The sequence below is a fragment of the Pseudoruegeria aquimaris genome (genome assembly GCF_900172235.1).
Lineage (GTDB): Bacteria > Pseudomonadota > Alphaproteobacteria > Rhodobacterales > Rhodobacteraceae > Pseudoruegeria > Pseudoruegeria aquimaris.
Genome location: NZ_FWFQ01000023.1, coordinates 1 through 12,365, shown reverse-complemented (window position 1 = coordinate 12,365; position 12,365 = coordinate 1). Strand labels below are relative to the sequence as shown.

The 12,365-nt window shown below is 67.3% G+C and carries 11 protein-coding genes; 5 read left to right on the top strand and 6 right to left on the bottom strand.

All coding sequences use genetic code 11. The features are described 5' to 3' along the window. Positions 1-140 precede the first annotated feature (140 nt). The 3 genes from PSA7680_RS14450 to PSA7680_RS18860 all read left to right on the top strand — a co-directional run bounded on the left by PSA7680_RS14450 (position 141) and on the right by PSA7680_RS18860 (position 1,742). Positions 141-494: a hypothetical protein gene (locus tag PSA7680_RS14450; protein ID WP_085869437.1), complete on the top strand. Its 354-nt coding sequence runs from the start codon at positions 141-143 to the stop codon at positions 492-494. Positions 495-531: 37 nt separating this feature from the next. Further along, positions 532-1,074, top strand: a complete 543-nt coding sequence (locus PSA7680_RS14445) for a hemerythrin domain-containing protein (protein WP_085869436.1) — start codon at positions 532-534, stop codon at positions 1,072-1,074. 104 nt (positions 1,075-1,178) lie between these two features. Beyond that, positions 1,179-1,742 carry a PhnA domain-containing protein gene (locus PSA7680_RS18860; protein ID WP_085869435.1) on the top strand — a complete coding sequence of 188 codons (564 nt, stop codon included), beginning with the start codon at positions 1,179-1,181 and terminating at the stop codon, positions 1,740-1,742. A 124-nt stretch (positions 1,743-1,866) separates the two neighbouring features. Here the strand turns inward: PSA7680_RS18860 and uvrB are convergent, their stop codons facing one another. Then, complete coding sequence (uvrB, locus tag PSA7680_RS14435) at positions 1,867-4,047, bottom strand: excinuclease ABC subunit UvrB (protein ID WP_085869434.1); 2,181 nt, start codon at positions 4,045-4,047, stop codon at positions 1,867-1,869. A 266-nt stretch (positions 4,048-4,313) separates the two neighbouring features. Between uvrB and PSA7680_RS14430 the strand changes: the two genes are divergently transcribed. Next, positions 4,314-4,625 (top strand): ETC complex I subunit, encoded by a 312-nt coding sequence (locus PSA7680_RS14430; protein ID WP_085869433.1) that lies wholly within the window; start codon positions 4,314-4,316, stop codon positions 4,623-4,625. A gap of 120 nt (positions 4,626-4,745) precedes the next feature. Beyond that, positions 4,746-5,663 carry an MYG1 family protein gene (locus PSA7680_RS14425; protein ID WP_085869432.1) on the top strand — a complete coding sequence of 306 codons (918 nt, stop codon included), beginning with the start codon at positions 4,746-4,748 and terminating at the stop codon, positions 5,661-5,663. A 52-nt stretch (positions 5,664-5,715) separates the two neighbouring features. Here the strand turns inward: PSA7680_RS14425 and PSA7680_RS14420 are convergent, their stop codons facing one another. The 5 genes from PSA7680_RS14420 to PSA7680_RS14400 all read right to left on the bottom strand — a co-directional run. Then, the gene (locus PSA7680_RS14420) at positions 5,716-6,603 is read right to left on the bottom strand and encodes an NAD-dependent epimerase/dehydratase family protein (protein WP_085869431.1); all 888 of its coding nucleotides are present in this window, start codon (positions 6,601-6,603) and stop codon (positions 5,716-5,718) included. Between the two features lie 60 nt (positions 6,604-6,663). Next, positions 6,664-7,503: a c-type cytochrome gene (locus PSA7680_RS14415; protein WP_085869430.1), complete on the bottom strand. Its 840-nt coding sequence runs from the start codon at positions 7,501-7,503 to the stop codon at positions 6,664-6,666. Positions 7,504-7,611: 108 nt separating this feature from the next. After that, a complete protein-coding gene (locus tag PSA7680_RS14410) occupies positions 7,612-10,812 on the bottom strand; it encodes an efflux RND transporter permease subunit (RefSeq protein ID WP_085869429.1) in 3,201 nt (1,066 codons plus the stop codon). Between the two features lie 4 nt (positions 10,813-10,816). Then, entirely contained in the window at positions 10,817-12,010 is a 1,194-nt protein-coding gene (locus PSA7680_RS14405; protein WP_085869428.1) for an efflux RND transporter periplasmic adaptor subunit, read from the bottom strand. A gap of 163 nt (positions 12,011-12,173) precedes the next feature. After that, a partial coding sequence (locus tag PSA7680_RS14400) for a transposase (protein ID WP_217808310.1) occupies positions 12,174-12,365 on the bottom strand: 192 nt, incomplete at its 5' end.

Sequence of the window (12,365 nt, the reverse complement as noted above, 5' to 3'; positions counted from 1 at the left end):
GCGTCAGCGTGATTTCGTGCCATTTTCGGCGGCCCGTGGCCCGCAGGGGCTCTCGTCATGACCACGGGAAAACCCCACGGCTTTTGACATGCGCCCCATGATGGGCGAGGCTTGCGGAACTGTCTGGAAGGATTGCCGCCATGCTGAACCGCCGCCATTTTCTCGCGGGGTGCCTCTTTGCCCCCTTTGCGCTGGCCACCTCCGCCGCCCACGCCGACAAGAAGGGCAAGGCGGTGCCACCCGGGCAGATCAAGCGCCACGGCAACGGGGCGGCCAAAGCCATTCCGCCGGGGCAGGCAAGAAAGTGGGTGCGCGGCGACGTGCTGCCGGCCGATCTCAAGTATGACGATATCGTCGATCTGTCGGGCTGGAAACTGAAGCCACCGGGCGCCGGCAACAAGTACATCAAGGTCGACAACGAAATCTACGAGATCGCCAAGGATACGGGCAAGGTCGTGGAGGCGATCGGGATCGTCGGCGACTGGCTCAAGTGATCCCTGCACCGCCCACTTCGCGCGCCGGGCTCTGATCATGGACGCGTCGCTCGATCTGGCCCGCCGCGAGGGCCTGCCCCCGGCGCTGCGCGTGCTTCTGGAGGAAATCCCGCGCGAAGGCTGGGAAGCGCATCCGGCCTTCGGCGAACTGGTGCGGTTCTGGCTGGACCGCCACCTGATGTTCCGCCGTCTCACCGGGGCGATGCAGGCGGATGTCGAGGCGCTGATCGACGGGCGGCTGGGCTTTGACGGCTGCGCGCCGCGGCTGTCGCGTTACGGCGGCCTGCTGCTGAACGAGCTGCACGGCCACCACCAGATCGAGGATCATCACTACTTTCCCCGCCTTGCCAGGCTCGATACCCGCATCGAACGCGGCTTCGAGCTGCTGGAAAACGATCACGCGGCGATGGACGGCCTGCTGCACGGGATGGCGGACGCGGCCAATGCGCTTTTGCAGGGCGGCGAGGCCGGGGTGTTTGCGGATCAGCTGGCCAATTTCACCCGCCTGCTCGATCGCCACCTCGTGGACGAAGAAGACATCATCGTGCCGGTGATCCTGAAGAGCGGATTTCGCGGTTAGGCGCTGCGACGATATGCAGGCTGCCCACCGGGCGGTGGCAGGCGTAAGGGGCGGCGGCGCACCTTGGGGTGCGCGCCTGCGAAACACGAACCCGGATCACCGAATTGTCCCTCGCCGATCAACTTGCCGCGCGTGCCGGCTCCGTCTGTGAACTCTGTGGCGCCGCCGACGGGCTGGCCGCCTTCGACGTGGGGCCGGAGCCTGACGGCACCGTGGACACCGCCGTCCTGCTGTGCCCCACCTGCGCCGCGCAGGCTGCGGGGGGCAAGGCAGACCCGGCCCATTGGCGCGGGCTCTCCAGCACCATGTGGAGCGAACACGCCCCGGTTCAGGTGATGGCGTGGCGGATGCTCGACAGGCTCAAGGGCGAGGACTGGGCGCGTGACCTGCTCGACATGCTCTACATGGAAGAGGACCGCCTCGCCTGGGCCAAGGCCGGCGTGCAGGTCGAAGGGGTTGTCCACCGTGACAGCAACGGCGCCGTGCTCTCCGCCGGAGATACGGTGACGCTGATCAAGGATCTGCCGGTGAAGGGTGCGGGCTTCACCGCCAAGCGCGGCACGGCGGTGCGGGGCATTTCGCTCGTGGCCGACAATCCCGGACAGATCGAGGGGCGCGTGGAAGGCCAGCGGATCGTGATCCTCACCGAGTTCGTCCGCAAGCGCTGAGGTAGCGGCGAAGCGCGGGTTTCGGCCTGATCGCCCGACGGCACCGCCGGGCTGCGCCTGCCTGCCCCGCCCGGCAGGCGCTTGTGCGCCCGCCCCGTCAGGCGCGGCCCTCGGGACAGGGCCATTACCCCCGTTTCCGCTTCACGTTCCCGCCGCGTTGCCCGGGCCGCCCGGCGGTGGAGCGGCCCTTGCTTTTCACGGCGGCCTCGCTGGCGGCTTCCACCGCGCTCTGGCGGGCGAGCGGATCGTCGGAGACGGCAAGATCCACCGCTTCGAGCCGCTTGATCTCGTCGCGCAGGCGGGCGGCCTCCTCGAATTCGAGGTTCTCGGCGGCCTTGCGCATCTCGGCGCGCAGGCCTTCGAGGTGGGCCATCAGGTTGGCGCCGTGCATCGGTTTCTCGATGGTGGCGGTGACGCGGTTCATGTCCACGTCGCCGTCGTAGAGGCCGGCCAGCACGTCTTCGACGTTCTTCTTGACCGTCTCCGGCGTGATCCCGTGTTCGAGGTTGTAGGCCATCTGCTTTTCGCGCCGGCGCTCGGTTTCGCGCAGCGCGCGCTCCATCGAACCGGTGATGCGGTCGGCATACATGATGACCTTGCCCTCGGCGTTGCGCGCGGCGCGGCCGATGGTCTGGATGAGCGAGGTCTCGGAGCGCAGGAAGCCTTCCTTGTCGGCGTCCAGGATCGCCACCAGGCCGCATTCGGGGATGTCGAGCCCCTCGCGCAGCAGGTTGATGCCCACGAGCACGTCAAAGGCCCCGAGCCGCAGATCGCGCAGGATCTCGATACGCTCCAGCGTGTCGATGTCGGAATGCATGTAGCGCACCTTGATGCCCTGCTCGTGCAGGTATTCCGTCAGATCCTCGGCCATGCGCTTGGTGAGCACGGTGACGAGCGTGCGGAAGCCGCGCTCGGTGACGCGGCGGATTTCGTCCAGCAGGTCGTCCACCTGCATCTCCACGGGGCGGATCTCCACCTCCGGGTCCAGCAGGCCGGTGGGGCGGATCACCTGCTCGGTGAAGACGCCGCCGGCCTGCTCCAGCTCCCAGGCGGCAGGCGTGGCCGACACGAAAACGCTCTGCGGGCGCATCGCGTCCCATTCCTCGAACTTCAGCGGGCGGTTGTCCATGCAGGAGGGCAGCCGGAAGCCATGTTCGGCCAGCGTGAACTTGCGGCGGTGATCGCCCCGGTACATGCCGCCGATCTGCGGCACCGACACGTGGCTTTCGTCGGCGAAGACGATGGCGTTGTCGGGGATGTACTCAAACAGCGTGGGCGGCGGCTCACCCGGTGCGCGGCCCGTGAGGTAGCGGGAATAGTTCTCGATGCCGTTGCAGTAGCCCTGCGCCTCCAGCATCTCGAGATCGAACTTGGTGCGCTGCTCCAGCCGCTGGGCCTCCAGCAGCTTGCCCTCTTCCTCGAACTGCTTGAGGCGCAGGGCCAGCTCCTGCTTGATGCCCTTGATCGCCTGCACCAGCGTCGGGCGCGGGGTGACGTAGTGGCTGTTGGCGTAGACGCGCACCTTCTCCAGCGTCGCCGTGCGCTCGCCGGTGAGCGTGTCGAACTCGGTGATCTGCTCCAGTTCCTCGCCGAAGAAGGAGAAGCGCCAGCCGCGATCTTCCAGGTGGCTGGGCCAGATCTCGAGGCTGTCGCCGCGCACGCGGAAGGCGCCGCGGGAGAAGGCGTTGTCGGCGCGGCGGTATTGCTGGGCCACGAAGCCCTTCATCACCTCGCGCTGATCGTATTCCTTGCCGACTTCCAGATCCTGCGTCATCTCGGTGTAGGTTTCCGGCGAGCCGATGCCGTAGATGCAGGAAACCGAGGCGATGATGATCACGTCGTCACGCTCCAAGAGCGCGCGGGTGGCGGAGTGGCGCATCCGGTCGATCTGCTCGTTGATGGCGCTGTCCTTCTCGATGAAGGTATCGGTGCGCGGCACGTAGGCCTCGGGCTGGTAGTAATCGTAGAAGGAGACGAAATACTCTACCGCGTTCTCGGGAAAGAAGCCCTTGAACTCGCCGTAGAGCTGGGCGGCGAGCGTCTTGTTGGGGGCGAGGATGATCGCCGGGCGCTGGGTCTCTTCGATGACCTTGGCCATGGTGAAGGTCTTGCCGGTGCCGGTGGCGCCGAGCAGCACCTGGTTGCGCTCGCCGTCCAACACACCCTGCGCCAGTTCCCGGATCGCATTGGGCTGATCGCCCGCCGGCTCGAAGGCCGTGTGCATCACGAAGCGCCGGCCGCCTTCGAGCTTGACCCGCCCGCGGGTGGCGGCGGGATCGGGGATCTGGGGCATCGGGTTGTCCATGCGGGCGGCTCCTGTTGGCGGCGGTCTGCGGCTGTCCGGGCCTGCGGCGCGGACGAAGGGGGGGCCGCCCTAATGTGCGGTCTTTGGTGGAAGGTTCAAGCCACTGCTGACACACTCCTGACAAGAGGGTGTCAGCAGGGCGCTGATGCGGCGGGCGGACATGGGGCGCGAAGGGTCGGCGCGCGGCGCCGGGGCGCGATGACGCACCGCTTGCGCGGCGCGCGCAAATCCCCGATAACCATGCGCAGAACCGAGAGGATTTCGCCATGCGCGCACGCATCTACCAGCCGTCCCGCAATGCCATGCAATCCGGCCAGGCCAAGACCCGTGACTGGGTGCTGGAATTCGCCCCGGCCGCCGCGCGCGAGGTCGATCCGCTGATGGGCTGGACCGGCTCGCGCGATACCCAGGGCCAGGTGAAGCTGCGCTTCGAGAGCCGCGAGGCGGCGGAAGCCTACGCCAAGGCCCACGGCATCGACTACCTCGTGCAGCCGCCCCACAAGCGCAAGCCCAACATCCGCCCCGGCGGCTACGGCGAGAATTTCGCCACCAACCGCCGCAGCGCTTGGACGCACTGAGCCCTTCCCGATCCATGCGAGGGCGCTGCCCTCGCGCTCCCGAGGTATTTGGGGCGAGAGGAAGGGGCCAGCGCCTTCGCCGATCCGCCCGCAGGGATGCCACCGGCAAGGAGGCCTGCCATGATCATCACCCATCTCGTGACCCATTCCGGCGGTTTCCACGCGGATGAACTGCTGTCCTCGGTGGTTCTGACGCGGCTGTTTCCCGAGGCCGACCTCGTGCGCAGCCGGGATGCCGCCTGGATCACGCCTGCTGCGGGGCGTATCATCTACGACGTGGGCCGGGCCTACGATCCGGAGGCGGGGATCTTCGATCACCACCAGCGGCCCAACCCGCTGCGCCCCGACGGTCAGCCCTACAGCTCCTTCGGGTTGATCTGGGCGCATTTCGGCCGCGACTACCTGCGCGCGCTTTCGGTGCCCGAGGAAGAGATCGACACCGTGCATGCCGCCGTGGACACGGGATTCGTGCTGCCGGTGGACCTCGTGGACAACGGTGCCATCGAACCCTCTCAGGCCGGGGTTCTGGCGGGGTTGACGCTGCCGAGCCTGCTGGAGACGCTGAAGCCGCCCTTCGATGCCCGAACCGAGGGGGCTGACGATGCGGCTTTCCGGGCCGCGCTCGAGGTGGCCCGGCCCTTCCTGGAAGCGGCCGCGGCGCAGGCGGCGGCCAAGCGGCGCGCGGCGGCCATCGTGGCGGAGGCGATCGCGCGCGCCGGGGAGTCGCCGATTCTGGAGCTGCCCATGGGCATGCCGTTTCGCGCCGCGATCGAGGCGGCGGGTGCCGATCACCTGCTCTTCGTCGTGCATCCGCGCGAGGGGGGCGACTGGGCGCTGACCACGATCCGCAAGGGTGGCAACACCTTCGAGAGCCGCGCCGATCTGCCGGAGGCCTGGGCCGGGCTCAACGGCGCAGCGCTTGAGGCGGTGACAGGCGTGGCGGGGGCCGTCTTCTGCCACAACGCCCGCTTCATCGCCGTGGCGCGCTCGCGCGAGGCCATTCTGGAGATGGCGGCGCAGGCGGTCGCGGCCCTTTAGGGAGCGAGGGCGCTGCCCTCGCGCTCCCGAGGTATTTGGGGCGAGAGGAAGATCAGGGCTTGAGCACGTCCCGCCAGCTATGTTGCGGGGCGAAGCCGAGCAGGCGCCTTGCTTTCTCGATGCTGTAGAAGGTTTCGGTTTCGCCCATCTCCCGCTTGACCGGCACGCCCTGATAGAAGCGGGCGCGGACCTCCGCGTTGCTGATCGCCACCGAGAGATCGGGGTTGGCGACGTTGAAGACCTGGTAGCCGAGGCCGTCGGTCTGAAGGCAGCGCTCCACCATGTGGCCGAGATCGCGGGCATCGATGTAGGCGAAGATGTTGCGCCGCCGCAGGGCGGGATCCTTCAAAAAGGCGGGGAACATGGTTTCGTATTCGTGGGGCTCGATCACGTTGTTGAGGCGCAGCCCGTAGACATCCGCTCCGGAGCGGGCCTGGAAGCTGCGGGCGCAGGCCTCGTTGGCGACCTTGGACATGGCGTAGCTGTCGTGGGGCACTGTGGGATGCTCTTCATCCACGGGCAGGTAGTCGGGCTTTTTCTCGCCCTGCGCGAAGCAGATGCCGTAGGTCGTTTCGGAGGAGGCGAAGATCACCTTGGGGATGCGGAGCTTGGTGGCGGCTTCCAGCACGTTGTAGGTGGAAATCGCGTTCTCGGCGAAGGTGACGTTGTCGGGCTGGATCAGGATGCGCGGCACGGCGGCGAAATGCACGACGGCATCGAAGCGCGGCACTTCGGGGGCGTCCAGCTCGTCGAAATCCGCCAGCGAGGTGAGCGCGTTGAAGACCTGGCCGCTGTCGGTGAGTTCGACGGTCAGGTTGTCAACGCCGGGCAGATCCAGCGGTACGCGGTCGGCGTTGACGACGCGGTGGCCCTGGGCGAGCAGGTGGGCGATGGCATGGCGGCCGGCCTTGCCGGAGCCGCCGGTGAAGAAGATGCGCATGGGTGTCCTCCCGGTGGTTGGCCGGGAGGATAGGCACCCTGCGGCTGGGCGCAAGGGCGTTCAGCCGTCGGGCAGCGCCGGGAGGCTGCGCAGGTAGAGGACGATGGCGTTGAGATCGGTTGCGTCCATCTGCGCGAGATAGCCGTAGGGCATCGGCGGCATCATCGGGCTGCCGTCCGGGCGCAGGCCTTTCACGATCATCGCCTTCACCTCGTCATCCGAGTAACCGGCGAGCCCGTCTGCGTGGCTGGTGATGTTGGAGGCCACGGAGGTGCCCCAGGGGCCGTGGAACTCGAAGCCGCCGCGGCCGAGATCGGTGTCGAGCATCGGGCCAGTCGGCCCCATCGGCGTATGGCACTCCATGCAATGGGCGACGGGGCCGGCAAGATAGGCGCCGTATTCCACGGTCTCGCCCTTGGCGGGCGCGGTGACGCTCTCCACCGGCGGGCCGTAGGCCGGGGGCAGCGGGATGTTGTAGGTGGAGGCCGGGACCTCGTTCTCGACCGCGGGCACCGTCCGCAGGAAGGCGACGATGGCGGCGAGATCCTCGTCCCCGAGGCCGCGATACATGGCGTAGGGCATCGGCGGGCCGATGAGGCTGCCGTCGGGCCGGATGCCTTCGCGGATGGCGCGGGCCAGTTCGGCGTCGCTCCAGCCGGCAACGCGGCCTGCCGGGGTGATGTTGGGGGCGATGGCGGTGAACATCTCGTTCTGCTCCACCAGCCGCCCGGCCAGTTCCTTGCCCATGTCGGGGCCTTCCGGCCCGAAGGGCGTGTGGCAGTTGCCGCAGCCGGCGATGCCGCGCACGAGGTAGGCGCCGCGCTCGACAGGCGTTTCGGCAAGCGCGGCCACGCCGGAGAGCGCCGCTGCGAAGACGGCGCAGGCGAATACGTGTTTCATGGTCTGTCCCTTCTCTAGGTGATCTTCGTCGATCTGCTCGAAAGGGCCTGAATGCGAAGGGGCGCCCGATCCGGGCGCCCCGTTCCTCGTTTCACACTGCCCGCAGGATCAACTCTCCTGCGGGGTGCCCACCGGCGGCGGAGCCCCCGTCGGCGATGGGGTATCTTCCGGTGCAGGGCGTTCGAGCGGCGTATCCGCACCGTTATAGGTGCCTTTCAGCCGTTCCCGCAGGATCTGCATCACCACGTATAGCACAGGTATCAGGATGACGCCCACGACGGTGGCCATGAGCATCCCGCCGAAGACCGCGTAGCCGATCGCCTTCTGGCTGGCCGCACCGGCGCCGGAGGCCGTCATCAGCGGCACCACGCCCAGCAGGAAGGAGAGCGCCGTCATCATCACCGCGCGGAAGCGCATGTGCGCCGCGGTGATGGCCGCTTCGCGGATGGATTTGCCCGAGGCGCGCAGTTCCATGGCGAATTCGACGATGAGAATGGCGTTCTTCGCCCCTAGCCCGATCAGCATAATCATCCCGATCTGGGTGTAGAGGTTGATGTCCCCGCCCGTGACGAAGACGGCCAGAACGGCGCCGAAGAGCGCCACGATCACCGAGAGCAGAATCGCCAGCGGCATGGACCAGCTCTCGTATTGCGCCACGAGGAACAGGTAGCCGAAGACGACCGCCAGCAGCAGGATCACCTGCACCAGCCCCTCGCTAGCCTGCTGCTGCTGGGCCGTGCCCGTCCATTCGAAGCTGTAACCCGGCGGCAGAGCCGTCGCGGCTTCTTCCTCCATGGCGCGGATCACGTCGCCCGTGGCCATGCCGGGCGCGGGCACGCCGGTGACGGTGGCGGAGCGGAACAGGTTATAGCGGTTCAGCACCGTCGGCCCGAGCACGTTCTCGACGTCCACCAGCGTGCCCAGCGGCACCATGTCCCCCGTGGCGGAACGGACGTAGAGATTGCCGATGTCCTCCACCTGGTCGCGGTAGCTGCCTTCGGCCTGCATCATCACCCGGTAGACGCGCCCGAAGAGATTGAAGTCGTTCACGTAGTAGGAGCCGAGGTAGGCCTGCATCGTCTGGAAGACTTCGGAGACGGGCACCTGCAGCGACTTGGCCTTCTCGCGATCCAGATCGACGAAGACCTGGGGCACGTTGGCGCGGAAGGTGGTGTAGCCCTGCCCCAGTTCCGGGCGCTGGTTGATGGCGTAGACGAAGCCGCCCAGCACGGCGGAGAGATCCTGCGCCGTGCCGCCGGCCGTCTGCTGCACCTTCATCTCCACGCCCGCGCTCATCCCGAGGCCGGGAATCGGCGGCGGGTTGAAGGCGACGATGCTGGCCGCGGCCTCCTGGTTGGCGATGGCGAGGATGCGGGAGAGGATGCCGTCGGCCTTCAGATCCGGCGTCTGGCGCAGATCCCAGTTGTCCAGCGTCACGATCATCAGCGCACCGTTGGAGCCGGCGCCGTTGAGCAGCGAGAAGCCGTTGACGACGACGGTATCCGTCACGCCCGGCACTTCGAGCACCTGCTCCGTCACGCGGGCCGAGACCGTTTCCGTGCGCGACAGAGAGGCGGCGTCGGGCAGCTGGATGTCCACGAAGAGGTAGCCGTTGTCTTCCAGCGGCAGGAAGCCGGCGGGAAGGGCGCGCATCATGCCGCCGGCGGCGACGACGATGCCCGCGAGCACCACGAGGCTGAACAGCGCCACGCGCACGAAGCGGCTGACGATGGCCACGTAGCCGCCCCGCACCGAGCCGATCACCTTCTCGAACAGCGCGAAGACGCCGCGCGGAGGGCCGGAGCGCGGCTTGAGCACGAGGGCGCACATCGCCGGCGAGAGGGTCAGCGCGTTGATCGAGGAAATCAGCACCGCCACGGAGATGGTGATCGCGAACTGCGAATAGAGCTGCCCGGTGATGCCGGGCATGAAGGTCACCGGCACGAAGACGGCCAGCAGCACCAGCGTCGTGGCGATCACCGGCCCGGTGATCTGCACCATGGCCTTGCGCGTGGCCTCGGGCGGCGGCAGCCCCTCCTCGGCCATGATCCGCTCCACGTTTTCCACCACCACGATGGCGTCATCCACCACGATGCCGATGGCCAAAACGAGGGCGAAGAGCGAGATCGTGTTGAGCGACATGCCGAAGGCCAGCAGGAAGGCGAAGGTCCCGATCAGAGAGACCGGGATCGCCAGCATGGGGACAAGCGTGGCGCGCAGGTTTCCGAGGAAGATGAACACCACCGCCATCACCAGCGCGAAGGTCATCATCAGCGTGGTTACCACGTCGTTGAGGGATTGCTCCACGTAGTCGGTGGTGTTGAAGGGCACCTGGTATTCCACGTCGTCGGGGAAGACGCGGCTGAGGCGTTCCAGCTCCGCGAGCACCGCCTCGGAGACCGCCAGCGCGTTCGCGCCCGGCGCCTGGTAGACGGCGAGCACCGTGGCGGGCTTGCCCGAGAAGCGGCCCGAGGCATTGTAGTAGCTCGCCCCCAGTTCGACGCGGGCGACGTCGGATATGGTCACGATGGCGCCGTCATCGCCGGTGCGCAGAACGATGTTCTCGAACTCGCTGGCGGAGACGAGCCGGCCCTGCGCCTTGATCGTATACTGGAACTGCTGATCCCCCGGCACCGGCGGCGTGCCGATCTGCCCGGCGGAAACTTCGAGGTTCTGCTCGCGGATGGCGTTGATCACGTCGCCGACGGAAAGGCCGAGGCTGGCCATGCGGTCCGGGTCCAGCCAGATGCGCATCGCATAGGCGAAATCGGTCATCACCTCGGCCTTGCCCACGCCGTTCACCCGCGCCAACGCGTCTTTCAGGTTGATGGAGGCGTAGTTGGACAGGAACACCTCGTCATAGGTGCCGTTGGGCGAGACGAGAACCGCGGTGAGCAGCATGCTGGTGGAGGATTTCTGCGTCACCACCCCGCGCTGCGTCACCTCGGCGGGCAGGCTCGCCATGGCCTGCGCCACGCGGTTCTGCACGTTCACCGAGGCGATGTCGGCATCGGTGCCCACTTCGAAGGTGACGTTGAGCGAATAGGAGCCGTTGTCGGAGCTGTCCGACGACATGTAGATCATGTCGTCCACGCCGTTGACCTGCGCCTCGATGGGCGCGGCGACGGCGTTCTCCACGGTATCTGCGGCGGCGCCGGAATAGTTGGCCGAGACGTTCACCACCGGCGGCGTGATGTCGGGGAACTGCTCCACCGGCAGCACGCTGTAGGAGATGAACCCCATGATCGACAGCACCAGCGAGATCACCAGCGCCGTTTTCGGGCGGGAAATGAAGATCGATGAAAACATGGGATCAGCCCTCGTCGGTGGCGGCAGCGCCATCGGCAGGCGCGTCCGTCGCGGCTTCGGGCGCGGCCCCGGCCTGCACGGCCTCCACCTCGACGCCCGCGCGCACCCGCTGCAGGCCCTCCACGATCACGCTTTCGCCCGGTTGGAGGCCTTCCTCGACGATGTAGCCCGTCTCATGCTGGCCGTTGATCGTGATGTAACGCTGCTCCACCACGCCCTGTTGGTTCACCAGAAGGACGAAATCGCCCTTCTGATCCCGCTGGACGGCGGCCTGCGGCACCAGGGTCCGGGCCTCGGGTTCCAGCGCCTGGATGTGGACATGCACGAAGGCGCCGTCCACCAGCATCTGGCTTTCGTTGGAGAACTCGGCCCGGATCGAGATGGAGCCGGTGGCCGGATTGATGCGGTTGTCGGCAAAGGCGATGTGGCCGGTTTCCTCCAGCCGGTCGCCGTTGGGCAGATCCACGAAGACATCGGGCGAGCGCTCGGCATCGGCCAGCCCGCCCGCGTGGGTGTCCAGCGCCTTGAGCACGTCGGCCAGCTGCTTTTCGTTGAGCGAGAAGCTCACGTACATCGGCGCCTGGCGCACCACCGTCACCAGCGGGCCGCTGCTGGGGCCGACCAGATCGCCGACGCTGGCGGAGATGCGGCCGATGCGGCCGTCGAAGGGGGCGCTGACGTCGGTGTAGCTCAGATCGAGCCGCGCCTGTTCAAGCGCCGCTTCCGCCGCCTTGATCTGGGCTTCGGCCACGGCGGCATTGGCGCGGGCGATGTCGAGTTCGCTTTCGGGCGAGGTACCCTTGGCCACGAGCTGCTGCTTGCGGTCCAGCTCGATGTTGGCCAGTTCGAGATTGGCCTTGGCGCTGGCCAGATCCGCTTCGCGCGCCGAGACGGCGGCCTCGTAGGCCTCCTTCTCGATGGAGAAGAGCGGCGTGCCGGCCGCAATGTTGCTGCCCTCTCCCACCAGCACGTCCCGCAGGTAACCCTGCACGCGGGCAATCACGTCCACGCTGTCGATGGCCTCGACCTTGCCGATAAAGACCGCCTCTTCGGTGATGTCGGCCTGGTAGGCCGCCGCCACCGAAACCTTCGGGGCCGCGGCGGCCTGGGGGGCGGCGGCGTCCTCCTCGTTGCAGGCGGCAAGCAGGAACGCACTGACGCCGAGCGCGGCAAGGGCGAGGGATTTCTTCGGGCTCATGAAATCTGGCCTCCGGGATATTGCATGAAATCGGGCCGCGGGGCGGCGCCGGGCTGTCGTTGCCGCGATATAAGCCCAACGGTCCCGTCATTTCTACCAAAACATCCCCCATGCCGGCACTGAACCGCCGCGCGCCGGGCTTGCCCGGGCGCGCCTCGCACGCCTAGGTCGTGGACTCATAATGTCTGATCCAGAGCCTTGAGCAAGCGAGGTGAAGTGCGGCGAGGAAGTTTGCTGCGGTTTTGAAGTATCGCGTTGCGATGCCGCGGAAGTGTTTGAGACGATTGAAGAACCGTTCGACCTTGTTGCGTTCGCGGTAGAGGTCTCGGTCGACGGTCCTGACCACGCGGACGTT

Excerpts from the sequence above, each read along its gene's own strand:
- PSA7680_RS14450 (WP_085869437.1), top strand. The coding sequence starts at position 141 with ATGCTGAACCGCCGCCATTTTCTCGCGGGGTGCCTCTTTGCCCCCTTT.
- PSA7680_RS14445 (WP_085869436.1), top strand. The coding sequence starts at position 532 with ATGGACGCGTCGCTCGATCTGGCCCGCCGCGAGGGCCTGCCCCCGGCG.
- uvrB (WP_085869434.1), bottom strand. The coding sequence starts at position 4,047 with ATGGACAACCCGATGCCCCAGATCCCCGATCCCGCCGCCACCCGCGGG.
- PSA7680_RS14430 (WP_085869433.1), top strand. The coding sequence starts at position 4,314 with ATGCGCGCACGCATCTACCAGCCGTCCCGCAATGCCATGCAATCCGGC.
- PSA7680_RS14425 (WP_085869432.1), top strand. The coding sequence starts at position 4,746 with ATGATCATCACCCATCTCGTGACCCATTCCGGCGGTTTCCACGCGGAT.
- PSA7680_RS14420 (WP_085869431.1), bottom strand. The coding sequence starts at position 6,603 with ATGCGCATCTTCTTCACCGGCGGCTCCGGCAAGGCCGGCCGCCATGCC.
- PSA7680_RS14415 (WP_085869430.1), bottom strand. The coding sequence starts at position 7,503 with ATGAAACACGTATTCGCCTGCGCCGTCTTCGCAGCGGCGCTCTCCGGC.
- PSA7680_RS14410 (WP_085869429.1), bottom strand. The coding sequence starts at position 10,812 with ATGTTTTCATCGATCTTCATTTCCCGCCCGAAAACGGCGCTGGTGATC.
- PSA7680_RS14405 (WP_085869428.1), bottom strand. The coding sequence starts at position 12,010 with ATGAGCCCGAAGAAATCCCTCGCCCTTGCCGCGCTCGGCGTCAGTGCG.